Source organism: Variovorax sp. YR216, from assembly GCF_900107745.1.
Lineage (GTDB): Bacteria > Pseudomonadota > Gammaproteobacteria > Burkholderiales > Burkholderiaceae_C > Variovorax.
This window is the reverse complement of record NZ_FNRO01000014.1, coordinates 26,345-51,425: the sequence shown is the minus strand read 5'-3', so window position 1 is coordinate 51,425 and position 25,081 is coordinate 26,345. Positions and strand designations below refer to the sequence as shown.

Sequence of the window (25,081 nt, the reverse complement as noted above, 5' to 3'; positions counted from 1 at the left end):
GGGCGAGCTAAATTTCGATTTTTGAGCCGAGTTCCACCACCGCGTTGTTAGGCAGCCCCAGGAAGTCCGCCGCGCCGCTCGCGCTGTGGTGCATCTGAGCGAAGAGCTTCTCGCGCCAGGGCGCCATGCCGCTGCCGAGCGTCGGGATGACGACGTCGCGCGACAGGAAGTAGCTGGTCGTCATAGTCTCGAGCTGGCAGCCGCGCAGGCGTGCATTCTCGAGCGCACGTGGGATGTCGACATCGTTCTTGAAGCCGTAGTGCACCACGACCTGCCAGCAGTGGTGGCCCAGCGGCTCCATCTCGATGCGCTTGTCCATGGGGATCCAGGGCACCTCGTGATTGCGCACGGTGACGAACAGGTTCTGGTCGTGCATCACCTTGTTGTGCTTGAGGTTGTGCAGCAGCGCGTTCGGCACCACGCCCGGCTCCGCCGTCATGAAGACCGCGGTGCCGTCGACGCGGGCCGGCGGGCTGACGAAGACGGAGTCCAGGAAGCTGCGCAGGTCGATGGCCTCGGCCAGTTGCGCCTCGCCCATGAGGCGCCGTCCTTCTTTCCAGGTCAGCATGAGCAGGAAGACCGAGCCGCCGATCAGCAGCGGGAACCAGCCGCCCTCGAAGAGCTTCAGCAGGTTCGAGGCGAAGAACATGAAGTCGACCACGAAGAACGCACCGGTCGCCGCGACGCACAGGGCGAGCGGGTACTTCCAGGCGTAGCGGATCACGAAGAAGGTCAGCACCGTGGTGATCAGCATGTCGGTGGTCACCGCAATGCCGTAGGCCGCGGCCAGGTTGCTCGACGACCGGAACATCACCACCGCAAGCACGATCGCGACGAACAGGCCCCAGTTCACGAAAGGTATGTAGATCTGGCCGGCGGTGCGCACGCTGGTGTGCTCGATGTTCAGGCGCGGCAGGTAGCCGAGCTGGATCACCTGCCGCGTCACGCTGAACGCGCCGGTGATCAGGGCCTGCGAGGCAATCACCGTCGCGGCCGTCGCGAGGAACACCAGCGGCAGCAGTGCCCAATCAGGCGCCATCATGAAGAACGGGTTCTTCACCGCCTCGGGGTTCTCCAGCAGCAGCGCGCCCTGCCCGAAGTAGTTGAGCGTCAGCGCCGGCATCACGACCGAGAACCATGCGACCCGGATCGGTCTCTTGCCGAAATGCCCGAGGTCGGCGTAAAGCGCCTCGGCGCCGGTCACGCACAACACGGTGGCGCCAAGAATGATGAAGCTGGTGCCCGGGTTGAGCCAGATGAATCGCAGCGCGTAATGCGGGCTGACCGCCTTCAGGATCTCGGGATGCGTCAGGATCTGCGAGACGCCGAGCAGCGAGATGACCAGGAACCACGTCAGCGTGATCGGGCCGAAGAAGCGGCCGATGCCGGCGGTGCCGTGCTTCTGGAGCGCGAACAGGCAGAACAGGACGACCAGCGTGATCGGAATGACGTAATGCACGAATTGGGGCGAAACCACCTCCAGGCCTTCGACCGCAGAAAGCACCGAGATCGCCGGTGTGATCACGCCGTCGCCATAGAAAAGCGAGGTGCCGAAGACGCCGACCACCAGCAGCACATGGCGCAGCCGCGGCTTGTCGACCACCGCCTGCGAAGCCAGCGCGAGCATGGCCACCAGCCCGCCTTCGCCTTCGTTGTCGGCCCGGAGCACCAGCACGACGTACTTGATCGAGACGATGATCGTGAGCGTCCAGAAGAACATCGACAGGATGCCGTAGACGTTCTCGATCGTGAAAGGCACGTGCCCATGCCCGAACACTTCCTTGACCGCATACAGGACGCTGGTGCCGATGTCGCCATAGACGACGCCGATCGCCGCGAGGATCAACGCAGGGGAGAGGGATTTAGGGGCGGACACGGGGACGATGCACAGGGCCCTGGAACGTGCGGCACGATCCGGCGCGTCGCCGGCCTCGCAGCCGCCGCATCGCCTCCGCCCTGGTTGGTTTGCGTTGGTATGGGGTCGCTATTTTGCCGCCGCCGGCACGGCCCGCAAGATGGCGGAGCCAATCATTCGTAGATTTCGGCGTCCGGGTTGGTCGCCTCGAGCTCGTAGCTGGCGGCGACCATGGCAAGCCGGCCGATCACGCCGTACATGTAGAACCGGTTCGGGGCGCTCGCGCCCGGCTTGGCGCCCGGCTGGGGCAAGTGCGCACTCTCGGAAAAAGCCAGCGGAACGAAGCTGGCGCCAGGGATCTTGAGGTCCTCGTCCGGGTTCCGGTCGGCATGCACCCGGTAGAAGCCGCCCACCACGTAGCGGTCCATCATGTAGACCACCGGCTCGGCGACGCCGTCGTGCACCCGCTCCTTGGTGAGCACGCCTTCCTGCACGATGAGCTCGCACCGCTCGGCAGGGCTCCTGGCGGTACCGGCGCGCGGCTTGAGCTTGCGGGCCAGCGCCTCGATTTCCTTGGCGTCGCGCACGGTCACGACGCCCATCTCGCTGCGGCCGTTGTCGGACTTGACGACCACGAACGGCTTCTCGTTGATGCCGTATTCCTTGTACTTGCGGCGGATCTTGGTCAGCAGCGCATCGGCGTGGCTGGTCAGCACGTCGACGCCGTCGCCGTTGGCGAAGTTGACCTCGCCCACCTTGGCGTACATGGGATTGATCAGCCACGGATCGATGCCCAGCAGCTTGCCGAAGCGCTTGGAGACTTCTTCATAGCTGTGCAGGTGGTTGCTCTTGCGCCGCATCGGCCAGCCCGCGTGCAGCGGCGGCAGCAGGTACTGCTCGTGCAACTCTTCAAGAATGCCCGGCACGCCGGCCGAGAGGTCGGTGTTGAGCAGGATGGTGCACGGGTCGAAATGCTTGAGCCCCAGGCGGCGCTTGCTGCGCACCACAGGCTCCAGGCACACCGTGTCGCCGTTGGGCAGTTCGATCTTCTTGGGCGACTTGATCGCCGGGTCGATCGACCCCACCCGCACGTTCAGCCCGGCCATGTGGAAGATGCGCACCAGTTGCGCCACGTTGGCCAGGTAGAAGGTGTTGCGCGAATGGTTCTCGGGGATCACCAGCAGGTTGCGCGCCTCGGGGCAGATCTTCTCGATCGCGGCCTGGGCGGCCTGCACCGCCAGCGGCAGCATCTCGTGCGTCAGGTGATTCCAGCCGCGCGGATAGAGATTGGTGTCGACCGGCGCCAGCTTGAAGCCCGCATTGCGAATGTCCGCCGAGCTGTAGAACGGCGGGGTGTGCTCCATCCATTCGAGGCGGAACCAGCGCTCGATGGCCGGCGTGGAGTCGAGCACTCGCTGCTCGAGCTCATTGATCGGGCCGGTGAGGGCGGTGACGAGATGCGGGACCATGCGGCGGCCTTGTTGGATTTGTAGCGAGGGCTGAGGCGGATTGTAGATTTTGGGGTCGAACGCCCCGATGACAAGCGGCCGCCCCGCCCCGCATTGTTCTTATTTCGGAAACACCGTGGAACCGGCTCCGCCGGGCCACCGGTGTTGCCCCCTGCAAGGGGGTGTCCGAGCCACACGCAGTGGGCGAGGCTGGGGGTCAGCTTCTCGTCTCGCCCTGACCGAGGACGACGTACTTCAACGAGGTCAGGCCTTCGATGCCGACCGGCCCACGCGCGTGGAACTTGTCCGTACTGATGCCGATTTCAGCGCCGAGCCCGAACTCGAACCCGTCCGCGAAACGGGTGCTCGCGTTGACCATCACGCTCGCCGAATCCACCTCGCGCAGGAAGCGCTGGGCGTTCATGTGGTCGCGCGTGACGATCGCATCGGTGTGATGGCTCGAGTAGTGGTTGATGTGCGCAATGGCCTCGTCCACGCCCTCGACCACCTTGATGCTGATGACCGCGGCGAGGTATTCCTCCGACCAGTCCGACTCGACGGCATCCACCACCTTGCCGGTCCCGTGCAGCGCTTCGCGCAGGATGCTTCCGGCCGCCGGATCGCAGCGCATCTCCACGCCCTTGGCCGCGAAGATCGCACCGATCTCGGGCAGGAAGGTCTCGGCGATCGATGCGGCCACCAGCAGGCCTTCGGCGGCGTTGCAGGGGCTGTACTTCTGCGTCTTGGCGTTGTCGACGATGCGCAGCGCCATGTCCAGCTCGGCCGTATCGTCCACATAGACGTGGCAGTTGCCGTCGAGGTGCTTGATGACCGGCACCTTGGCTTCGCGGCTGATGCGTTCGATCAGCCCCTTGCCGCCGCGCGGAATGATGACGTCCACGAAGGCAGGCATCGCGATGAGCTGGCCCACGGCCTCGCGGTCGGTCGTCTGGACGAGCTGGACCGCCGCGGCCGGCAGCCCGGCTTCGGAAAGTGAATCCGCCACGAGCTGGGCGAGCGCCTTGTTCGATTCGATGGCTTCCGAGCCGCCGCGCAGGATGGCTGCATTGCCGCTCTTGATCGCGAGGCTGGCCGCCTCGATCGTCACGTTGGGCCGGCTCTCGTAGATCATGCCGAACACGCCGATCGGCACCCGCATCTGGCCGACCCGGATGCCGCTGGGCTGCTGCTTCATGCCGATGACTTCGCCGATGACGTCCGGCATGGCCGCGAGCTGCTCGCAGCCCTGGGCCACGGTTTCGATGACCTTGGGGGTGAGCTTGAGCCGGTCGACCATCGGCGCCGACAGTCCGGCGGCGGTGGCGCGGGCCAGATCCTGTGCGTTGGCGTCAGCCAGGGCGCTGCCGGCCTCGCGCAGGCGGCGTGCGAGCGCCTTCAGCGCCTTGTTCTTGGTGGCCGCATCCGCCCGCGCCATCTGGGCCGACGCCGTCTTGGCCTGCAGACCGAGCGTCTGCATGTATTCGGAGACGTTGAACATGTTCATAACCCCCCGATTGTCGCCCCCCTCCCAATCTGGCACAGCCAAAGCCCAGAAATCCCGCGGAACCGGCTTGGCCGGGCCGCTGGGATTGCCCCTGGAAGGGGGTGCAGAGCCACACGAAGTGGGCGAGGCTGGGGGTGAGGCCGAGGTTGGGGGGTTATCTACAACTTCTGCAGAGCATCAGCGCCAACCGCTGCAGCGCCTGCCAGCCGTCGGCCGGCCAGTCGGGCTGCTTCAGGCCCTTGACGATGCCGTCGACCACATGCGCCGCGCGCAGCATGCGGGCCAGCGCCCGGTCGTCGAGCCGGGGCAGTACCCGTTCGAAAGCCCGTTCGCGAGGGCCCCAGATCCGGTTCTCGCGCAGCGCCATCGGCAGCGGCCGGCCGGCGGCCATTGCATCCTTGACCCGCTTCAGGGCGCGGATGTCCTCGGCGATCGTGTAGTGCACGAGCACCTCGGCTTCGCCTTCCGCCTGCAGGCCGTCGAGCATGCGCGCGACCCGCTGCGGATTGCCCGCCAGCACTGCCTCGGACAGCTTGAAGACGTCGTACCGCGCGACGTTGTTCACCGCGGCCTCGACCTGCTCCCAGCTCAGTTCGCCCTCGGGGTGCAGCAGCGCGAGCTTCTGGATCTCCTGATGCGCCGCGAGCAGGTTGCCCTCGACCCGGTCGGCGAAGAACTGCAACGTGCGCTGGCCCTCCTCGCCGGCCTTCACGCGCTGGCCCTGCTGCGCGAGCCGCTGCGCGATCCATTGCGGCAAGGCGGAGCGCTCGACCGTGTCGACCTGGATGCTCACGCCGTTGCCTTCGAGCGCCCCGAACCACGCGCCCGTGCGGGTCGCCTTGTCCAGGCGCGGCAGCATCACCATCGTGAGCGTGCTGTCGTTGCCCTGGGCGGCCTCGGCGATCTGCTGGAGCGCTGCGCTACCGTCCTTGCCCGGCTTGCCCGAGGGGATGCGGATTTCCACAATCTGGCGGTCGGCGAAGAGGCTCAGCGATCCGCCCGCCGCGAGCACCGCGCTCCAGTCGAAGTGCGCGCCGGAAACGGTGTAGGCGCTGCGCTCGGTGTAGCCCTGTGCACGCGCCGCGCCGCGGATCGCATCGGCCGCCTCCTGCGCGAGCAGCGCTTCGTCGCCGTGGATGACGTAGAGCGGCGCCACCCGCTTGGCAAGGTGCGCGGCCAGTTGTGCGGACGCCAGTTGCATCAGTGTTTCACCGCCCTGCTGATCAAGTTCGCGGGCACCCGCGGAACCGGCTTCGCCGGGCCGCCAGGTGCGCCCCCTGCAAGGGGGTGCAGAGCCACACGAAGTGGGCGAGGCTGGGGGTCAGCATGTCACGCCGGTCTCGCCGCGGCCAGGCGACGGAGGATCTGCTGCGCGATGTCGGACTCCATGTCGCGGTACAGCAGCGCGGTTTCGCCTTCCTTCGCGAGTGCGGCCGTTTCGTTGTAGGTGATGTCGCGCGACTGGCTGATCTCGGTCGGCGCCAGCAATTCCCTGCCGTCCTTGCTGCGGACCCGGAAGCGCACCGTCAGCCGCAGCTGAAGCTCTCGCACCTGTCCGGCGGCATTGGTCGAGATCACCACCGCTTCGCGATTCTCGGCGAGGATCTCGAGCACCGCCTGGGCGTCCGCCACCCGTTCCGTCGGCACCACCTCGACCGTTCCGGTGGCGCGCAGATTGCGCTTGACCTGGTTCGCGAACGACGACGTGGCCGGGACCGCGATGCTCTGGAACTGGAACTCCGGCGCCTTGCGCAACTGGAAGCCGCAGCCCGCCAGCACGAGCGCCCCGGACAAACCGATGAGAAGGCCGCGCCGCGACCGAAGCTGTATCGCCGCCATGCCCGTCACACGACCACGTTGACCAGACGCCCGGGCACCACGATGACGCGCTTGGCCGCGGCGCCTTCGGCGTGCTTGACGAAGGCCTCGCTGGCGAGCGCGATCTTCTCGATTTCCTGCTTGGAGGCAGTCGCCGGCACCTGCAGCGAGCCGCGCAGCTTGCCGTTGATCTGCAGCATCAGCTCGATCTCGTCCTGCTCCAGCGCGCCGACGTCGACCACCGGCCAGGGCGCGTCGAGCAGCTCGCCGATCTCCTTGTCGTAGCCGAGCTGGTGCCAGAGCTGGTGCGCGATATGCGGCGTTGCCGGATAGAGGCAGCGCAGCAGGATGCTCATCGCCTCGCGCACCGCCGCGCGGTCGCCGGCGTCCGGCTCGGCGGGCTTGAAGCCTTCCAGCGCGTTGAGCAGCTTCATCGCGCCCGACACCACGGTGTTGTATTGCATGCGCTGATAGTCGTAGTCGACCTGACGCAGCACGGTGTGCACTTCGTGGCGCAAGGCCTTGGCCTGCTTGCCGAAGGCCGGCTTGCCCTCGATCGGCTTGTTGGCCCCCGCGCCATCGAGCGCGACCCCGAAATTCCAGACCCGGCGCAGGAAGCGATAGCTGCCCTCGACCGCGGCGTCGTTCCACTCGAGCGTGGCTTCGGGCGGCGCGGTGAACATGGTGTAGAGCCGGGCGGTGTCCGCGCCGTACTTCTCGATCAGGTCCTGCGGGTCGACGCCGTTGCGCTCGCTCTTGCCCATCTTGCCCACGCCGCCGTATTCGACCTGCGTGCCGTCGGCCAGCGTGCCGCCGGTGATGCGGCCCTGCGCATCGAGCACCTGCGTGACTTCCGACGGCGGGTGGTAGTCCTTGCCGCCCTTCTCGTTGCGCGTATAGAAGATGTGGTTGAGCACCATGCCCTGCGTGAGCAGCTTGCTGAAGGGCTCGTCGCACTTCACGAGGCCGAGGTCGCGCATCACCTTGGTCCAGAAGCGCGCGTAGAGCAGGTGCAGGATCGCGTGCTCGATGCCGCCGATGTACTGGTCCATCGGCATCCAGTAGTCCGCGCCGCCGGCGACCATCGCCTCGTCGTTCTTCGGGTCGCAGTAGCGCATGAAGTACCACGAGCTGTCCACGAAGGTGTCCATCGTGTCGGTCTCGCGGCGCGCGGCCTTGCCACACACCGGGCAGACAACGCCGGCATGGAAGCCTTCGTGCTTGATCAGCGGGTTGCCGTGCCCATCGGGCACGCAATCGGTGGGCAGCACCACCGGCAGATCCTTCTCGGGCACCGGCACCGCGCCGTGCTCTTCGCAGTGGATGATCGGAATCGGCGTGCCCCAGTAGCGCTGGCGGCTGACGCCCCAGTCGCGCAGGCGCCAGGTGGTCTTCATCTCGCCGAGGCCCTTGACCTCGAGCGCATGGGCCACGGCCTTGACCGCCTCGGCGTACGACATGCCGCTGAAGTTGTCGGAATTGATGGTGACGCCGCGCTCCTTGTCGGCGTACCAGTCCTGCCAGCGGTGGTAGTTGAAATGCGGTTCGTCGTCGACCAGCACCACCTGGATGATTTCGATGCCGTACTTGTTCGCAAAGGCGAAATCGCGCTCGTCGTGCGCGGGCACGCCCATCACGGCGCCGTCGCCGTAGCTCATGAGCACGTAGTTGCCGACCCAGACCGGGACCTGCTCCTCGGTGATCGGGTGCTTCACCGTCAGGCTGGTGCGAACGCCCTTCTTTTCCTGCGTGGCGAGCTCGGCTTCGGTGGTGCCGCCGCTCTTGCATTCCTCGATGAAGGCGGCGACCTTCGGGTCGGATTTCGCGGCATGCAGCGCGAGCGGGTGCTCCGGCGCCACGGCGCAGAAGGTCACGCCCATGATGGTGTCGGCGCGCGTCGTGAAGACGTACATGCGGCCGCCCTGGATCAGCTTGCCCTTCTCGTCCTTGATGCCATGCGTGAAGGCGAAGCGAACGCCTTCACTCTTGCCGATCCAGTTCTCCTGCATCAGCTTCACGCGCTCGGGCCAGCCGGGCAGCTTGTGCTGGGTATGGTCGAGGAGTTCCTCGGCGTAGTCGCTGATCTTCAGGTAATAGCCCGGGATCTCGCGGCGCTCCACCGGCGCGCCGGTGCGCCAGCCCTTGCCGTCGATCACCTGCTCGTTGGCCAGCACGGTCTGGTCGACCGGGTCCCAGTTGACCACCTGCGTCTTGCGGTAGGCGATGCCCTTCTCGAGCATCTTGAGGAACAGCCACTGGTTCCACTTGTAGTAGCTCGGATCGCAGGTCGCGATCTCCCGGCTCCAGTCGATGGCCAGGCCCATCGCCTGCAGCTGGCCCTTCATGTAGCTGATGTTGTCGTAGGTCCAGGCGGCCGGCGGCACGCCGTTCTTGAGGGCCGCGTTCTCGGCCGGCAGCCCGAAGGCATCCCAGCCCATGGGCATCAGGACGTTGTAGCCGCTCATGCGCAGGTAGCGCGTGAGCATGTCGTTGATCGTGTAGTTGCGCACATGGCCCATGTGCAGCTTGCCGCTGGGGTACGGCAGCATCGAGCAGGCGTAGTACTTCTTCTTGCGCGTGTCCTCGGTCACGCGGTAGGCGTCGGCGGCCGTCCAATAGGCCTGGGCTGCGGACTCGACGTCGGCGGGTTTGTAGCTGGGGTTCATTCGGGCTCGGCTTCGGCAACGGCCCCGGCGCCAGGCGGCCGGGGGATCGTGATTATCACCCTGCGCCCCCTCCCCTTCGTACCGCTCGGGCGCCTTTCTCGAGGAGGTATGCCATTCGAGGCACCCAAGTGGTGCACGCACCCGGGAGGGCCAGCTTTTTGCTTGAAAATGGTTTTTGACCCCGGAGGACCGCATGGACAAGGACTGGTGGCGTGGGGCGGTGATCTACCAGATCTACCCGCGCAGCTTCATGGACAGCAACGGCGACGGCATCGGCGACCTGCCGGGCATCACCGCCCGGCTCGATCACGTCGCGGCGCTGGGGGTGGACGCGATCTGGGTGTCGCCCTTCTTCCGCTCGCCCATGAAGGATTTCGGCTACGACGTGGCCGACTATCGGGCAGTCGATCCGATGTTCGGCACGCTGGAAGACTTCGACGCGATGCTGGCCCGCGCCCACGCGCTGGGCGTCAAGGTCATCATCGACCAGGTGCTCTCCCACACCTCGGACCAGCACGCCTGGTTTTCCGCCAGCCGCGCCAGCCGCGACAGCCCGCAGGCCGACTGGTATGTCTGGGCCGATCCGCGGCCGGACGGCACGCCGCCCAACAACTGGCTGTCGGTCTTCGGCGGCCCGGCCTGGCAATGGGACTCGCGCCGGCGCCAGTACTACCTGCACAGCTTCCTGGTCGAGCAGCCGGATCTCAACTTCCATTGCCCGGCCGTGCAGGACGCATTGCTGGCCGAAGTCCGCTTCTGGTGCGAGCGCGGCGTGGACGGCTTCCGCTTCGACGCCTGCAACCACCAGTTCCACGATGCACAGCTTCGCGACAACCCGCCGGCCAACGGCGGCATGGTCAGCACGGTGCGGGCCGACAACCCCTACGCGATGCAGAAGCACCTCCACGACAAGAGCCAGCCGGAAAACCTGCGCTTCCTCGAACGGCTGCGCGCCCTGCTGGACGACTACGGCGCCGTGGGCCTCGGCGAAGTCGGCGACGAGAACGCGCCGCCCGTCATGGCCCAGTACACCGAGCGCGGCAAGCGCCTGCACCTGGCCTACAGCTTCAGCCTGCTGACCAGCGAGCACAGCGCGGCGCACCTGCGCACGCAGGTCGAGGCGCTCGACAGCGAACTCGCGAAGACCGGCGGCTGGGGTTGCTGGGCAGTGTCGAACCACGACGTGCCACGGGTCGCTTCCCGCTGGAACGCCAATGGCACCGAGGACACCCGCCGCGACAGGTTGTGGCTTGCGCTGCTGCTCTCGCTGCGTGGAAGTGCGAGCGTCTACCAGGGCGAGGAACTCGGGCTGCCCGAAGCGGAAGTACCGTTCGAGCTGCTGCAGGACCCCTACGGCCGCGCCTTCTGGCCCGAATTCAAGGGCCGCGACGGCGCCCGCACGCCGATTCCGTGGGTCACGGATGCGCACCACGCGGGCTTCACCAGTGGAACGCCGTGGCTGCCGGTGTCGGAGATGCACCTGCCGCTGGCCATCGACCGGCAGACGGACGACCCGGCCTCGATGCTCACTTTCAGCCGCGCGCTGCTGCGCTGGCGGCGCCGCCAACCGCTGCTTCGCAGCGGCGAGATGCGCTTCATCGATGCGCCCGGCGTGCCGGACACGGTGCTCTGGTTCGAGCGCCATGACGGCGAGGGCTCGCTGCACGGCGTCTTCAATCTGGCAGGCGAGCCGGTGTCGCTCGACCTGCCCCGCGCGCTCGCGCCGGCAGAAGGCGCGCCTTTCGACGACACTGGCATCGAAGACGGCAGGATCGCGCTGCCGCCGTATGGCGTCTTCTTCGGAGTACCGCTCGATGCTGCCTGAGGCTGAAGTCCGTGACCTGATGCGCGCAGAACATGGCGATCCCTTCGCCGTGCTCGGCCCGCACGAGACGGACGAAGGCCTTCGGGTGCGTGCGCTGCTGCCGGGCGCGAAATCGGTGACGGTCATGCAATCGGGCTCGGGCTGGCCGCTGGCCGAACTCGACCGCCAGGGCGACAGCGACCTCTTCGCCGGCCTCGTTCCTGCATCGGAAGCCCGGCTCGGCTACCACTTTCATGTCGATTGGGGCACGCACACCTCGTTGCTCGACGACCCGTACCGCTTTCCGCTCGTGCTGGGCGCCACCGACGTCTGGCTGCTGGCCGAAGGCACGCACCTGCGACCCTTCGAGCAACTGGGCGCGCACCTGCGCGAGATCGACGGCGTGCGCGGCTGCGCCTTCGCGGTGTGGGCGCCGAACGCACGCCGCGTCTCGGTGGTCGGCGACTTCAACCAGTGGGACGGCCGCCGTCACATGATGCGGCTGCGCCGCGAGTGCGGCGTGTGGGAGATCTTCGCGCCGCACGTCGCGTCGGGCGACAGCTACGAATTCGAGATCCTCTCGCCGCAGGGCCATGTGATGCGCAAGGCGGACCCCTTCGGCTTCTCGGCGCGGCTGCGGCCGGACACCGCCTGCGTCGTCCAGCCCCTGCCGCCCCCGGTCAGGATGCCACCCGGCCGCGCGCAGGCCAACGCGCGCGACGCGCCCATCAGCATCTACGAAGTGCACCTGGGGTCCTGGCGGCGCAAGAACGGCCACGAGTGGCTCGACTACCGCGAGCTCGCCGACACGCTCGTGCCCTACGCGCGCGACATGGGCTTCACGCACATCGAGCTCCTTCCGATCAGCGAGCACCCCTTCGACGGATCGTGGGGCTACCAGCCGATCGGCCTCTACGCGCCGACCTCGCGCTTCGGCACGCCGGGCGACTTCCGCGCCTTCGTCGAAGCGGCACACGCGGCCGGGCTCGGCGTGATCCTCGACTGGGTGCCCGCTCATTTCCCGACCGACGCCCACGGCCTCGCGAACTTCGACGGCACCGCGCTCTACGAGTACGCCGATCCGCGCGAGGGCTTCCACAACGACTGGCAGACGCTGATCTTCAACTACGCCCGCACCGAGGTGCGCAACTACCTCGTCGGCAATGCGCTGTACTGGCTGGAGCGCTACGGTGTGGACGGCCTGCGTGTGGACGCCGTGGCCTCGATGCTCTACCGCGACTACAGCCGCCAGCCCGGCGAATGGATTCCCAACGCGCAGGGCGGCCGCGAGAACCTCGAAGCGATCGACTTCCTGCGCCGCATGAACCACGTCGTCGGCGTCGAGCGGCCCGGTGCCGTCACGATCGCCGAGGAGTCGACAAGCTTCCCCGGCGTGACGCGCCCGCCGGAACAGGGGGGCCTGGGCTTTCACTTCAAGTGGAACATGGGCTGGATGAACGACACGCTGGGCTATGCCGGCACTGACCCGGTCCACCGCAAGCACCATCACCGGCAGATCACCTTCGGGCTGATGTACGCACACAGCGAGAACTTCGTGCTGCCGCTCTCGCACGACGAGGTGGTGCACGGCAAGGGCTCGATGATCGGCCGCATGCCGGGCGACCACTGGCAGCAGTTCGCAGGCTTGCGCAACCTCTACGGCTACCTCTGGGCCTACCCCGGAAAGAAGCTGCTCTTCATGGGCGGCGAGTTCGCTCAGTGGGCCGAATGGAGCGAGGACCGCAGCCTCGACTGGCACTTGCTGGAACAGCCGTCGCACCAGGGCATCCGCCGGCTGGTGCGCGACCTGAACAACGTCTATCGCCATTTCTCCGCGCTTCACGAGCTGGACTGCGAACCCCAAGGCTTCGAGTGGCTCTGCCATGACGATGCGGACCAGTCGGTGTTCGCCTTCGTGCGGCGCGCCGGGGACGGCAGCTTCGTCGTCGCGGTGTGCAACTTCACGCCGGTGGTCCGGCATGACTATCGGCTGGGCATGCCGCTTGCTGGCAAGTACCGCGAGATCATCAACACGGACAACCAGATCTACGGTGGAAGCGGACTTGGCAACGGCGTCATCGACACGCAGGCGATGCCCTGGCATGGAAGGCCGCAGTCCATGACGCTGACCCTGCCCGCGCTGTGCACCTTGATGTGGGTGCTAGCGTGACCGGACTGCACCCGGGCACTCCCTATCCGCTCGGCGCAACGCCGGGACCGCACGGCGTCAACTTCGCGCTCGCCGCGCCGCGCGCGACGATGGTGGAGCTTTGCCTCTTCGACACGACCGGCCGTCACGAGCAACAGCGCCTGAAAGTCACCACCCAAACCAACGGCGTCTGGCACGCTGCCCTGCCGCACGCGCGCACGGGGCTGGTCTATGGCTGGCGCGTTCACGGGCCGTGGGCGCCGCACGAGGGCCTGCGCTTCAATCCGGCCAAGGTGCTGCTCGATCCCCATGCGCGCGAGGTGGTGGGTCGCTACGGCGGCGAGGATCTCTTTCTGGGTCACCATCCCGCGGATCCGAACCGGCGCGATGCCCGCGACAACGCATCGATTGCGCTCAAGGCGCGCGTTGTCGATCCGCTGCCGCCTGCTTCCCACGCACCGCAGATCGCCGACGGCGACCGCGTGATCTACGAGCTCCACGTTCGCGGCCAGACGCGGTTGCATCCCGCCGTTGCGCCCGAACTTCGCGGCACCTATGCCGGCCTCGCGGAGCCGGCGGTGCTCGACCACCTGCAGCACCTGGGCGTCACCACGCTGAACCTGATGCCGGTGCAGTTCCGTGCCGACGAGGAGCGGCTGCTCAAGCTCGGCCTCAGCAACTACTGGGGCTACAGCCCCATCGGCTGGTTCGCGCCCGAAGCACGCTACTGGAGCGGCCGCCCCGGCACGTCGCCCTCAAGCGAATTTCGCACAATGACCGATGCGATTCACGCGCGCGGCATGGAAGTCGTGGTCGACGTGGTCTTCAACCACAGCGCCGAGACCGACGAGCTGGGCCCCACGCTGAGCCTGCGCGGCATCGACAACCCGCTCTACTACCACCTGCGGCCGGACGACCGGGCGCTCTACCAGAACTGGACCGGCTGCGGCAATTGCCTCCATCTCTCGGAGCCGCGCGTGGTGCAGCTGGTGATGGACGCGCTGCGCCATTGGGTCACGCAACTCGGCGTCGACGGATTCCGCTTCGATCTCGCGCCAATCCTGGAGCGCCGCGAGGATGGCGATTTCGATCCGCGCGCACCTTTCCTGGCCGCTGCCGCACAGGACCCGATACTGGCCCGCACGCTGCTGATTGCCGAACCGTGGGACATCGGGCCGGGCGGCTATTGCCTCGGCCAGTTCCCCCCGGGCTGGCTCGAATGGAACGACCGCTTCCGCGACACGCAGCGCGGCTTCTGGCTGCATCGCAGCGTCGGCCTCGGCGAATTCGCGCAGCGTTTCACCGCGTCGAGCGATGCCTTCAGGCACGACGGCCGGGCGCCCACCGCGAGCGTCAATTTCATCACCGCGCACGACGGCTTCACCCTGCGCGACCTGCTGAGCTACAACGATCGCCACAACCTCGCCAACGGCGAAAACAACCGCGACGGCCATGCGCACAACCTGAGCCGCAACTGCGGCGTGGAGGGCGAGACGGACGACCCACTGGTGCTTGCCGAGCGCACGCGCCTTTGCCGTGTACTGCTGGCGGTGCTGCTCCTTTCGCAAGGCACGCCGATGATGCTGGCGGGCGACGAACTCGGCCACACGCAGCGAGGCAACAACAACGCCTATTGCCAGGACAACGAGACCACCTGGCTGAACTGGGACCGGGCCGAAGCCCGCCTTGTCGACTACGTCTCGCGCCTGCTGGCACTGCGCCGCGAGGCCGCGCCCCTGCGAAGCACGCAGTGGTGGCCGGCCTACACCATGCCCGGAACCACGACGCTGCATTGGCGCACGCCCGAAGGCCGGGCGATGACCGCCGCCGACTGGGAGCGCCGCGACCGCCACGCGCTCGCGATCCTGTTCGACGCTCCCGCGCCCGCATCGAGCTGGCTGGTGCTCGTGAACGCGGAGGCTGCGGAAGTCGCCTTCCACCTGGATGGCGGCCGCTGGGTCCGCCGCCTCGCAAGCGACGAGGACAACGCCGAGGCCTTGCCACTCGGCCCGACCGTCACCCTCGGGCCCGGCAGCCTCTGGGTCGCAAAAACATAGAAGCCAAGTGTTCGCGGGAATGCTAGGCTGGGATCACCGGGAAAAACAAACGGAGGCAACTGATGAACGACATCGAGCAACCGACCTTGCAGGCCCATCAACTCGTTCGCCGCACCATCGCGCTGGTGCTGGCTGGCGGCCGGGGATCCCGGCTCAAGCAACTCACCGACCGACGGGCCAAGCCGGCGGTGTACTTCGGCGGCAAGTTCCGCATCATCGATTTCGCGTTGTCGAACTGCCTCAACTCGGGCATCCGGCGCATGGCGGTGGTCACGCAGTACAAGTCGCACTCGCTGATGCGCCATCTGCAGCGCGGCTGGAGCTTCCTGCGGGCGGAGCTCAACGAGATGGTCGACGTGCTGCCCGCCCAGCAGCGCGTGGGCGACGAACACTGGTACCGCGGCACCGCCGATGCGGTCTACCAGAACCTCGACATCATCCAGACGCGCTCGACGCCGCACGACTACGTGGTCGTGCTCGCGGGCGACCACGTCTACAAGATGGACTACTCCATCATGCTCATCGACCACGCGGCGCACGGCCGCGGCTGCACGGTCGGCTGCATCGAGGTGCCGCGCATGGAGGCCGTGGCCTTCGGCGTGATGGCGGTGGACGAGGGCCGCAACATCATCGAATTTCTCGAGAAGCCGGCCGATCCTCCCCCGATGCCCGGCAAGCCGGATGTGGCGCTGGCGAGCATGGGCATCTACATCTTCGATTCCGAGTACCTGTACAAGCTGCTCGAAGAAGACAGCGTCAACCCCGACTCGGACCACGATTTCGGCAAGGACATCATTCCACGCGCCGTGGCGGAAGGCCGCGCGGTGGCGCATCCTTTCGGCATGTCGTGCGTGACCCGCGCCCGGCGCGGCGGCGACGCCAAGGCCTACTGGCGAGACGTGGGCACGATTGATGCATTCTGGGCAGCCAACCTGGACCTGGCCTCGATCACCCCCGAGCTGGACATCTATGACACCGACTGGCCCATCTGGACTTACCAGCGGCAGCTTCCGCCGGCCAAGTTCGTGCTCGACCGCGAGGGCAAGCACGGCATGACCGTCAACACCATCATCTCCGGCGGCTGCATCGTCTCGGGCTCGCAGGTGAGCAGCTCGGTGCTGTTTTCGGGCGTGCGCGTGCATTCGTTCTGCACCATCAACGAGGCGGTGCTGCTGCCGGACGTGCAGATCGGCCAGGGCTGCCGGCTCAACAAGGTGGTCATCGACCGCGCCTGCATCCTGCCCGACAACACCGTGGTCGGCGAAGACGCCGAGGCCGACGCCGCGCGCTTCGAGCGCACCGAGGGCGGCGTGGTGCTCATCACGCGCGAGATGCTCAAGCGTCTCGGCTTTCCCCAGTAACGACACATGCGGATTCTCCAGGTCAGCGCCGAACTCTTTCCCTTGCTGAAGACCGGAGGGCTGGCCGACGTCGCGGGCGCGCTGCCGCTTGCGCTGCTGGCGGCCGGGCAGGACGTACGTGTCTTGCTTCCGGGCTTTCCGGCGATCGTCGCGGGGGTCGTCGATTCCGAGCCGCTCGCCGAATTCGCCGCGCCGTGGGGCGAGCGAATCCGCCTGCGCTTCGGCCGCATTCCGATCGACGGTGCGCCGGCCGTTCCGGCCTATGTGATCGACGCGCCGTGGCTGTACGACCGGCCCGGCAATCCCTACGAGGACCCGAGCCGCCAGCCCTATGGCGACAACCACCGGCGCTTCGCCCTGCTGGGCTGGGCTGCCGCGCAGTTGGCGCGCGACCTCGACCCGCACTGGCGGCCCGAAATCGTCCATGCGCACGACTGGCATGCCGGGCTCGCGCCCGCATACCTGGCCTTCGCGCAACCCGATGGCCGACCGCGCGTGGGCAGCGTGTTCACGGTGCACAACCTGGCCTACCAGGGCCTGTTCGCACCGTGGCATTTCTCCGAATTGGGACTGCCGCCGGCCGCCTTCAGCGTCAACGGCCTCGAATTCCACGGCCAGTTGTCGTTCATGAAAGGCGGCCTCTGCTTCGCCGACCGCATCACGACGGTCAGCCCGACGTACTCGCACGAGATCCAGACGCCCGAGCAGGGCTTCGGGCTCGACGGCCTGCTGCGCAGCCGGTCGCATGTGCTCAGCGGCATCCTCAATGCCGTCGACGACCAGGTCTGGAATCCGGCGACCGATGCACTGATCGCACAGCGCTACGACAGCCGGCGCATGACCGGCAAGGCACGCTGCAAGGCGGCGCTGCAGGAGGAACTGGGCCTCGCGCCGCAGCCCGACGCGCCGCTCTTCGTGGTGGTGAGCCGCCTGACCGAGCAAAAGGGCCTGCGCCTCGTGCTCGAAGGGCTCGACGCGCTGATCGCCCAGGGCGGACAGCTCGCGCTGCTGGGCAGTGGCGATGCCGACCTCGAAACCGCGTTCCGCCAGCGCGCCACCGATGCGCCGCGCTCGGTCAGCGTCACGCTGGGCTACAGCGAGCCGCTCGCGCATCGTCTGTTCGGCGCCGGCGACGTGACGCTGGTGCCGTCGCTGTTCGAGCCCTGCGGTCTCACGCAGATGTACGGCCTCAAGTACGGCAGCCTGCCGCTGGTGCATCGCGTCGGCGGCCTGGCGGATACGGTGGTCGATGCCACGCTCGAAGACATGGCCAGCGGCGACGCCACAGGCTTTTGCTTCGATGGTTTCGATGCGGCCGGCTACGCCCGCGCGGTCCGCCGTGCCTTCGCGCTCTACCGGCGCCCCACCGACTGGCGGGCCGTTCGCGCCAATGCGATGCGCCGCCCCGCCGACTGGGGCACCGCCGCCGCCCGCTATCTCGATGTCTACGCCGAGGCCGTGGGCTGAGCCCCGACGGCGAAATCACCTGCCCCACCATGACCATCGAAGACTTCAAATACGACCACCCCGATCGCGATGTCGCCGCCTTCAAGCGCGCGGTCGCGAACAAGCTCATCTATGCGGTCGGCAAGGACCCGGTCGCCGCGAGTCAGGACGACTGGCTGCATGCCACCGCACTCGCGGTGCGCGACCAGATCGTCGAGCGCTGGATGACCACGACGCGCCAGATCTATGCCCAGCGCCTCAAGCGCGTCTATTACCTGTCGATGGAGTTCCTGATCGGCCGCACCTTCACCAATGCGCTGCTGGCGCTGGAACTGCAGGGCACCGTCAAGCAGGCCCTCGCCGATTTCGGCGTCGACATCCAGGCCATCGCTGAACGCGAGCCCGACGCGGCGCTCGGCAATGGCGGCCTCGGACGGCTCGCCGCGTGCTTTCTCGACTCGATGGCCACGCTCGGCGTGCCCGGCATCGGCTATGGCATCCGCTACGAATACGGCATGTTCCGCCAGCGCATCGTCGACGGCCAGCAGATCGAGACGCCCGACTACTGGCTCACGCGCGGCAATCCGTGGGAATTCCAGCGGCCCGAAGTGACCTATCGCGTGCGCTTCGGCGGCCATGTGCAACGGGGCGAAGGCGGCGCGGCGCGATGGGTCGACACGCACGACGTGCTGGCCGTGGCCTACGACACCATCATTCCCGGCTACGGCACACAGGCCACCAACACGCTGCGGCTGTGGTCGGCGCGCGCGACGGAGGAGATCGATCTCTCGGCCTTCAACCGCGGCAACTACTTTGAAGCGGTGGAAAGCAAGAACCATTCGGAGAACGTCTCGCGCGTGCTCTACCCCGACGACTCCACGCCGTCGGGCCGCGAGCTGCGGCTGCACCAGGAGTACTTCTTCGTCAGCGCCAGCGTGCAGGACCTGCTGCGCCGCTACCTGCGCAACCACACCACCTTCGACGACCTGCCGGACCAGGTCAGCATCCACCTCAACGACACGCACCCGGTGCTGGCGGTGCCGGAGCTGATGCGCCTGCTGATCGACGAGCACGACCTGCCATGGGACGTGGCCTGGGGTCACACACAGAAGGTGTTCAGCTACACCAACCACACGCTCATGCACGAGGCGCTGGAGACCTGGCCGGTGGAGATGTTCGGCCGCGTGCTGCCGCGCCACCTGCAGATCCTGTTCGACATCAACGCGCGTTTCCTCGCGAGCGTGACGCAGACGCACGGCCATGACGTCGAGCTGATGCGCCGGTTGTCGCTCATCGACGAGTCCGGCGAACGGCGCGTGCGCATGGCCTACGTGGCGGTGCTCGCGAGCCATTCGGTCAACGGCGTCTCGGGGCTGCATTCCGAGCTGATGAAGCAGTCGATCTTCGCGGACTTCGCGAAGCTGTTTCCGGACCGCTTCAACAACAAGACCAACGGCGTCACGCCTCGCCGCTGGCTGGCGCAGGCCAATCCGCCGCTCGCGGCGCTGCTCGATACGCGCATCAGCCGCGGCTGGCGGCGCGACCTGACGCAGCTCGAAGCACTGCGACCGATGGCGCAGCAGCCGGCCTTCGTGCGCGCCTTCCGGCACGCCAAGCGCGAGAACAAGCTGCGGCTCGCCAACTGGATCGACGAGCACCTGCGCATCGACATCGACACCGACGCGATGTTCGACGTGCAGGTCAAGCGCATCCACGAGTACAAGCGGCAGTTGCTCAATGTGCTGCACGTCATCACGCGGTATCACCGCATCCTCGAAGCGCCCGAAGCCAACCACGTTCCGCGCGTGGTGGTATTCGCGGGCAAGGCGGCGTCGGCGTATCACATGGCCAAGCTGGTGATCCGGCTCATCAACGACGTGGCCCACACGATCAACAACGACGAGCGCGTCGGCCGGCTGCTGAAGGTGGTGTTCATCCCCAACTACAGCGTGAGCCTGGCCGAGATGATCATGCCCGCCGCCGATCTGTCGGAGCAGATCTCCACCGCCGGCACCGAAGCGTCGGGCACCGGCAACATGAAGTTCGCGCTCAATGGCGCACTGACCATCGGCACGCTCGACGGCGCGAACGTCGAGATGCGTGAGAACGTCGGCGCGGACAACTTCTTCATCTTCGGCAACACCACGCCGCAGGTGGCCGCGATCCGTGCCAGCGGCTACCAGCCGCGCGACTACTACGAAGCCAATCCGGAACTGCAGCGCGCGCTCGACAGCATCCGCGACGGCATGTTCTCGCCCACTGAGCCGGCGCGCTATCACGAGATCTTCGACGCGCTGGTGAGCTGGGGCGATCACTACCTGCTGCTGGCCGACTATGCGAGCTACATCGAGGCGCAGGGCAAGGTCGATGCGCTGTATCGCGATCCGGAGGCATGGACGCGCATGGCGATCCTGAACGTGGCGGGGATGGGCGCGTTTTCATCGGACCGAACCATCGCAGAGTACGCCCACCAGATTTGGAGGACAAGGCCGGTGGCCTTGAGCTGACCCCCAGGCTCGCGCACTTCGTGTCGTTCTCCACCCCCTTCCAGGGGGCAACACCAGCGGCCCGGCGAAGCCGGTTCCGCGGTGTTTCCCGAACGCGCCCGGCTTCGCCGGCGGCTACTTGGGCGGTGGGAGCGATGGCGCTTCGGTGACGAAGCCGATGCGGCTCAGCCCCGCCTTGTTCGCGATGCCCATCAGTTCGACCACCTTGCCGTAAGGCACGGTCTGGTCGGCGCGGAGCTGGACTTCCGTGTCGCGGCTGTCGGCTGCCGCCTTCGCGAGGCCGTCCGCGAGTTCATCGTTCGTGACCGGCTGCTCGTTGAGGAACACCTTGCCCGATGAATCGACGACGAGGCTCACGAACTTGGGCGTCTCGTTGGGCTTGCCGGCGTCGGTGCGCGGCAGGTCGAGCTTGATCGAGCTGGCCATCAGCGGCGCCGTGATGATGAATATCACCAGCAGCACCAGCATCACGTCCACCAGCGGCGTGACGTTGATGTCCGACAGCGGTCGCTGCCCGCCCGCACCGATCGAGCGCCCGCCGGTGGGCGTGCTGCCGAGCGAGGTGCGACCGAAGGCCATGCCTCAGACGGGCATCGGCCGCGCCGGAGGCAGCGGCGTTTCGCGGGGTGCCGGCTCGCCCAGCATGCCGAGCAGGTCGTGCGCGAAGCCTTCGAGCTCGGCTTCGATGCGGCCAACGACGCGGCCGAACACGTTGTAGGCCAGCACGGCGGGAATCGCGACCGCGAGGCCGAAGGCGGTCATGATCAGCGCCTCGCCGACCGGGCCGGCGACCTTGTCGATAGTGAAGCCGCCGGTTTCGCCGGCAATGCCCACCAGCGCCCGGTAGATGCCCCAGACAGTCCCCAGAAGGCCGACGAACGGGGCCGTGGCGCCCACGGTCGCGAGCAGGATCTGGCCGGATTGCAGTCGGCGCAGCGCCGCATGCAGCGCGTCGCGCAGGACGCGGGTCACGCGCTGCGTGCGATTCACCGCGCCACCGAGCGTGCCGCCGTCGGCTTGCACCGCGAGGTGACGCACAGCGCTCACCGCCGGCAGCACCAGCTCCGCGCGATCGAAGGACTTGAGACTGGATTCCGCTTCACCGAGCGACGGCGACTGCCAGAACGCCGCGATGCTGCGCACCACGTCGCGCGTGCCGCCGCGAAGCAGCCAGGCCTTCCAGAGGATCACGACCCAGCTCGACACCGACATGAGCAGCAGAAGGACCGCCACCGAACGGCTGACGCCGTCGCCGTGCGCGAGCAGTTCGAAAACACTCATCAAGACCCTCGCCAGCCGCCAAGACCGCTCGAGACCGCCGCGCCCAAGCCCAAGGCTCCCGCGGAACCGGCTTCGCCGGGCCGCCAGGTGCGCCCCCCTCCCGCCGAAGGCGAGAGAGGGGGGAGCCGCGAAGCGGCTTGGGGGGTGTTCATTTCAAGTTCAGGACGTCGAACATGTCGAAGAGACCTGCACGCTTGTCAGCCAGGAAGCGCACCGCGCGCAGGCTGCCCTGCGCATAGCCGGCGCGGCTGGACGACTTGTGCGAGATCTCGATGCGCTCGCCGGTACCGGCGAACAGCACGGTGTGGTCGCCCACGATGTCGCCGCCGCGGATCGTCGCGAAGCCGATGGTCGAGGGATCGCGCTCGCCGGTCACGCCTTCGCGGCCATACACCGCGCATTGCTTGAGGTCGCGGCCGAGCGCGTCGGCGATCACCTCGCCCATCTTCAGCGCGGTGCCCGAAGGCGCGTCGACCTTGTGGCGGTGATGCGCTTCGATGATCTCGATGTCATAGCCGGTCGACATCGCCTTGGCGGCCATTTCGAGCAGCTTCAGCGTCACGTTGACGCCGACGCTCATGTTGGGCGCGAACAGGATCGCGATGTCCTTGGCGGCGGCGGCGATCTCGGCCTTTTGCGCGTCGCTGAAGCCGGTCGTGCCGATCACGAGCTGCACGCCCAGTTCGCGGCAGACGGCGAGGTGCGCCATCGTCCCTTCGGGACGGGTGAAGTCGATCAGGACCTGCGCGTTCTTGAGGCCCTCGCGCAGGTCGGAAACGATCGGAACCCCGCTCGGGGCACCCAGGAATGCGCTGGCATCCGTGCCGACCGCGCTGCTGCCGGCCACGTCGAGCGCGCCGGCCAGCTGGCAATCTGAGGATTGCCGCACGGCTTCGATGAGCATGTGACCCATGCGCCCGGATGCGCCGGCAACGGCGACACGGCGGAGGGAGAAAGAGGAAGTGGGATTGGCAGTCACGAGTCTCGCCCTCGGAAATGCAGATTCGGGAAGGAATCACGCCGGTCGCTGGACCGGCGTGCGCTCATCAGCGCGATTCGAGCGGAGGATATGCAGCCGGCAGCGGCGCGGTCTGCGCAGCGGGCTCGCTGTCGGACGGTTTGTCCTTTGCCTTGTCGCTGTCCTTGGGCTCGAATTTCTTGAGCTGATCTTCCGACGCTTCGAGCTGGGGCACCTTGCCGCTGCGGCGGCGGGTGTCGAGCGTGGCAACGAACTCTTCTTCGCTCGGCATCGGATCGCCCTCGAAGCGGTCGAGGACGTCGCCGTTGAAGTACAGCGTCAGTCGGCGCTGCTGCGGCTCGACGCCCTGGCGGCGGATCGTGAAAACGTAGTCCCAGCGGCTGGAATGGAAGACATCGGTCAGCAGCGAGGTGCCGAGGATCTCGCGCACCTGCTGGCGCGTCATGCCGGGCTTGAGCGCCTCGACCTGCTCCTTGGACACGAAGTTGCCCTGGACCACTTCGATCTTGTAGGGAGTCACCGCGTAAAGGGCATTGCGAGCGCTGTTGTTGACACTGCTGCAAGCGCCGAGGCCCAGGCTTGCCGCAACGGCTGCAGCAAGCAGCCAGTGACGGCGTTGGGGAATGGCAGGCATTGGAATGGGCTTGGACGATATGATCAAATCATTGTAGCGGTTGGCCCTCTGGAGCCCTTTTCCGGGCCGGCCGCACGGAAGACTCATGAGCAACATCGACGAACTCAAGAACACCGGCCTCAAGGCCACGCTGCCGCGCCTCAAGATCCTCGAGATCTTCCAGAACGGCGGTCAACGGCACATGACGGCCGAAGACGTGTTCCGCGTGCTGCTCAACGACCACTCGGACATCGGTCTGGCCACGGTCTATCGCGTCCTCACGCAATTCGAACAGGCCGGAATCCTGGAGCGCAGCCATTTCGAGAGCGGCAAGGCCGTCTACGAACTGAACGAGGGCAAGCACCACGACCACCTGATCTGCACGTCCTGCGGCAAGGTCGAGGAGTTCTACGACGCCGAGATCGAGCGTCGCCAGCAGATGATCGCGAAAGACAAGGGCTGGATCCTCCAGGACCACGCGATGTCGCTGTACGGCCTGTGCGCAGATTGCGTCAGCAAGCGCTGAGCCCGATTTAGTCGTCGTCGCGCGCGGCTTCCATCGCCTTGTGGTGGCGGGCGACGAAGTCGGCATAGGTGTCGATGCCCCGCAACTGCAGGATCGAGTTGCGCACGGCCGCCTCGACCAGCACGGCGATGTTTCGGCCGGCCACCACCTGAATGATCACCTTGCGCACCGGGATGCCCAGCACGTCCTGCGTGAGCGGCGCCGACGGCATGCGCTCGTAGTCGCGCTCGAAGCTGTCCCGGCGCACCAGGTGCACGATGAGCTTGAGCCGCATCTTCCGGCGCACCGCCGTCTCGCCGAAGATCGCGCGGATGTCCAGCAGACCGATGCCTCGCACCTCCAGCAGGTTCTGCAGCAGTTCGGGGCAGCGGCCTTCCAGCGTGGTCTGGTTGATGCGGTAGAGGTCGACCGCGTCGTCCGCGACGAGGCCATTGCCGCGTGAGATCAGTTCCAGGCCGAGTTCGCTCTTTCCGAGGCCCGATTCGCCCGTGATCATCACACCGAGGCCCAGGATGTCCATGAACACCCCGTGCATCGAAGTGCGCTCGGCGAAGTGTTTCGAGAGATAGGCGCGCAGCAGGTCGATCACGAAGGCCGACGATTCGCGCGTCGCGAAGAGCGGCAACTGGGCGCGCTCGCAGATCGAGAGCAGTTCGTCAGGCGCCGGCTGGCCGTCCGCCAGGACCAGCATCGGCGGTTCGAGCGTGACGATGCGGGCGATGCGCCGCACGCAGTCCTCGTGCGTGCCACGCGTGAGATAGGCCACCTCGCGGGCACCGAGGATCTGCACCCGATAGGGATGGATGTAGTTGAGATAACCGACCAGATCCGCCGCGGACTGGGCCCGGCTGATCACGTCGGGATCGAACTGGCGCTCCGAAGCCCCCAGGCCCGCCAGCCATTCCCAGCGCAGCGAACCGCGGAACTCCTCGAACATGGCGTCGGCGCTGATGACGGTGGGCTTCATGATGGCGCAGAGTATGGGCCACTGGCCCGCATGGGCGAGCGGCGGAACATCCGGGCTTGCCCGCAGGGGCGGCGGTTGCCGGTGGAGCGAGGAGGACGAA

Annotated in this window: 18 protein-coding genes; 7 read left to right on the top strand and 11 right to left on the bottom strand. The window is 67.1% G+C overall.

All coding sequences use genetic code 11. From position 1 onward, the window contains the following. Positions 1-7: 7 nt before the first annotated feature. The 6 genes from BLW05_RS26205 to leuS all read right to left on the bottom strand — a co-directional run bounded on the left by BLW05_RS26205 (position 8) and on the right by leuS (position 9,291). Positions 8-1,876: a potassium transporter Kup gene (locus tag BLW05_RS26205; protein ID WP_093166511.1), complete on the bottom strand. Its 1,869-nt coding sequence runs from the start codon at positions 1,874-1,876 to the stop codon at positions 8-10. Positions 1,877-2,028: 152 nt separating this feature from the next. Then, entirely contained in the window at positions 2,029-3,324 is a 1,296-nt protein-coding gene (gene gshA / locus BLW05_RS26200; protein WP_093166510.1) for a glutamate--cysteine ligase, read from the bottom strand. Positions 3,325-3,520: 196 nt separating this feature from the next. Continuing rightward, the gene (locus tag BLW05_RS26195; protein ID WP_093166509.1) at positions 3,521-4,807 is read right to left on the bottom strand and encodes a glutamate-5-semialdehyde dehydrogenase; all 1,287 of its coding nucleotides are present in this window, start codon (positions 4,805-4,807) and stop codon (positions 3,521-3,523) included. 154 nt (positions 4,808-4,961) lie between these two features. Then, positions 4,962-6,008: a DNA polymerase III subunit delta gene (holA, locus tag BLW05_RS26190; protein WP_093166508.1), complete on the bottom strand. Its 1,047-nt coding sequence runs from the start codon at positions 6,006-6,008 to the stop codon at positions 4,962-4,964. A 128-nt stretch (positions 6,009-6,136) separates the two neighbouring features. After that, positions 6,137-6,646, bottom strand: a complete 510-nt coding sequence (lptE, locus tag BLW05_RS26185) for an LPS-assembly lipoprotein LptE (protein WP_093166507.1) — start codon at positions 6,644-6,646, stop codon at positions 6,137-6,139. Positions 6,647-6,651: 5 nt separating this feature from the next. Continuing rightward, complete coding sequence (gene leuS / locus BLW05_RS26180; RefSeq protein WP_093166506.1) at positions 6,652-9,291, bottom strand: leucine--tRNA ligase; 2,640 nt, start codon at positions 9,289-9,291, stop codon at positions 6,652-6,654. A 193-nt stretch (positions 9,292-9,484) separates the two neighbouring features. Here leuS and BLW05_RS26175 point away from each other — a divergent pair, with 193 nt between their 5' ends. From BLW05_RS26175 to BLW05_RS26150, 6 genes are all read left to right on the top strand, one after another. Beyond that, entirely contained in the window at positions 9,485-11,116 is a 1,632-nt protein-coding gene (locus tag BLW05_RS26175; protein ID WP_093166505.1) for an alpha-glucosidase, read from the top strand. Further along, positions 11,106-13,265, top strand: coding sequence for a 1,4-alpha-glucan branching protein GlgB (gene glgB, locus BLW05_RS26170; protein ID WP_093166504.1), 2,160 nt, complete (start codon positions 11,106-11,108; stop codon positions 13,263-13,265). Before BLW05_RS26175 ends, glgB begins: the two co-directional genes overlap by 11 nt. Next, positions 13,262-15,301, top strand: coding sequence for a glycogen debranching protein GlgX (gene glgX, locus BLW05_RS26165; protein WP_256330499.1), 2,040 nt, complete (start codon positions 13,262-13,264; stop codon positions 15,299-15,301). The genes glgB and glgX overlap by 4 nt, the downstream gene beginning before the upstream one ends. Before the next feature lie 62 nt (positions 15,302-15,363). After that, positions 15,364-16,662, top strand: coding sequence for a glucose-1-phosphate adenylyltransferase (gene glgC / locus BLW05_RS26160; protein WP_093166503.1), 1,299 nt, complete (start codon positions 15,364-15,366; stop codon positions 16,660-16,662). 6 nt (positions 16,663-16,668) lie between these two features. Then, positions 16,669-18,129 (top strand): glycogen synthase GlgA, encoded by a 1,461-nt coding sequence (glgA, locus tag BLW05_RS26155; protein WP_093166502.1) that lies wholly within the window; start codon positions 16,669-16,671, stop codon positions 18,127-18,129. A gap of 29 nt (positions 18,130-18,158) precedes the next feature. Further along, positions 18,159-20,615: a glycogen/starch/alpha-glucan phosphorylase gene (locus BLW05_RS26150; RefSeq protein ID WP_093166501.1), complete on the top strand. Its 2,457-nt coding sequence runs from the start codon at positions 18,159-18,161 to the stop codon at positions 20,613-20,615. Between the two features lie 114 nt (positions 20,616-20,729). Here BLW05_RS26150 and BLW05_RS26145 read toward each other — a convergent pair whose 3' ends face one another. The 4 genes from BLW05_RS26145 to BLW05_RS26130 all read right to left on the bottom strand — a co-directional run bounded on the left by BLW05_RS26145 (position 20,730) and on the right by BLW05_RS26130 (position 23,509). Further along, the gene (locus BLW05_RS26145) at positions 20,730-21,194 is read right to left on the bottom strand and encodes an ExbD/TolR family protein (RefSeq protein WP_093166500.1); all 465 of its coding nucleotides are present in this window, start codon (positions 21,192-21,194) and stop codon (positions 20,730-20,732) included. Positions 21,195-21,197: 3 nt separating this feature from the next. Further along, positions 21,198-21,896, bottom strand: a complete 699-nt coding sequence (locus tag BLW05_RS26140) for a MotA/TolQ/ExbB proton channel family protein (RefSeq protein WP_093166499.1) — start codon at positions 21,894-21,896, stop codon at positions 21,198-21,200. Between the two features lie 148 nt (positions 21,897-22,044). Beyond that, on the bottom strand, positions 22,045-22,875 hold the full coding sequence (gene dapB / locus BLW05_RS26135) for a 4-hydroxy-tetrahydrodipicolinate reductase (RefSeq protein WP_093166498.1): 831 nt from the start codon (positions 22,873-22,875) through the stop codon (positions 22,045-22,047). A 67-nt stretch (positions 22,876-22,942) separates the two neighbouring features. Next, entirely contained in the window at positions 22,943-23,509 is a 567-nt protein-coding gene (locus BLW05_RS26130; protein ID WP_093166497.1) for an outer membrane protein assembly factor BamE, read from the bottom strand. 85 nt (positions 23,510-23,594) lie between these two features. Here BLW05_RS26130 and fur point away from each other — a divergent pair, with 85 nt between their 5' ends. After that, the gene (fur, locus tag BLW05_RS26125; RefSeq protein ID WP_093166496.1) at positions 23,595-24,014 is read left to right on the top strand and encodes a ferric iron uptake transcriptional regulator; all 420 of its coding nucleotides are present in this window, start codon (positions 23,595-23,597) and stop codon (positions 24,012-24,014) included. Between the two features lie 7 nt (positions 24,015-24,021). Here the strand turns inward: fur and hprK are convergent, their stop codons facing one another. After that, complete coding sequence (gene hprK / locus BLW05_RS26120; RefSeq protein ID WP_093166495.1) at positions 24,022-24,981, bottom strand: HPr(Ser) kinase/phosphatase; 960 nt, start codon at positions 24,979-24,981, stop codon at positions 24,022-24,024. Between the last annotated feature and the right edge of the window lie 100 nt (positions 24,982-25,081).

What these genes read in the sequence shown, in the direction of transcription:
- gshA (WP_093166510.1), bottom strand. Translation starts at nt 3,324, where the DNA reads ATGGTCCCGCATCTCGTCACCGCCCTCACCGGCCCGATCAATGAGCTC.
- BLW05_RS26195 (WP_093166509.1), bottom strand. Translation starts at nt 4,807, where the DNA reads ATGAACATGTTCAACGTCTCCGAATACATGCAGACGCTCGGTCTGCAG.
- holA (WP_093166508.1), bottom strand. Translation starts at nt 6,008, where the DNA reads ATGCAACTGGCGTCCGCACAACTGGCCGCGCACCTTGCCAAGCGGGTG.
- lptE (WP_093166507.1), bottom strand. Translation starts at nt 6,646, where the DNA reads ATGGCGGCGATACAGCTTCGGTCGCGGCGCGGCCTTCTCATCGGTTTG.
- leuS (WP_093166506.1), bottom strand. Translation starts at nt 9,291, where the DNA reads ATGAACCCCAGCTACAAACCCGCCGACGTCGAGTCCGCAGCCCAGGCC.
- BLW05_RS26175 (WP_093166505.1), top strand. Translation starts at nt 9,485, where the DNA reads ATGGACAAGGACTGGTGGCGTGGGGCGGTGATCTACCAGATCTACCCG.
- glgB (WP_093166504.1), top strand. Translation starts at nt 11,106, where the DNA reads ATGCTGCCTGAGGCTGAAGTCCGTGACCTGATGCGCGCAGAACATGGC.
- glgC (WP_093166503.1), top strand. Translation starts at nt 15,364, where the DNA reads ATGAACGACATCGAGCAACCGACCTTGCAGGCCCATCAACTCGTTCGC.
- glgA (WP_093166502.1), top strand. Translation starts at nt 16,669, where the DNA reads ATGCGGATTCTCCAGGTCAGCGCCGAACTCTTTCCCTTGCTGAAGACC.
- BLW05_RS26150 (WP_093166501.1), top strand. Translation starts at nt 18,159, where the DNA reads ATGACCATCGAAGACTTCAAATACGACCACCCCGATCGCGATGTCGCC.
- BLW05_RS26145 (WP_093166500.1), bottom strand. Translation starts at nt 21,194, where the DNA reads ATGGCCTTCGGTCGCACCTCGCTCGGCAGCACGCCCACCGGCGGGCGC.
- BLW05_RS26140 (WP_093166499.1), bottom strand. Translation starts at nt 21,896, where the DNA reads ATGAGTGTTTTCGAACTGCTCGCGCACGGCGACGGCGTCAGCCGTTCG.
- BLW05_RS26130 (WP_093166497.1), bottom strand. Translation starts at nt 23,509, where the DNA reads ATGCCTGCCATTCCCCAACGCCGTCACTGGCTGCTTGCTGCAGCCGTT.
- fur (WP_093166496.1), top strand. Translation starts at nt 23,595, where the DNA reads ATGAGCAACATCGACGAACTCAAGAACACCGGCCTCAAGGCCACGCTG.
- hprK (WP_093166495.1), bottom strand. Translation starts at nt 24,981, where the DNA reads ATGAAGCCCACCGTCATCAGCGCCGACGCCATGTTCGAGGAGTTCCGC.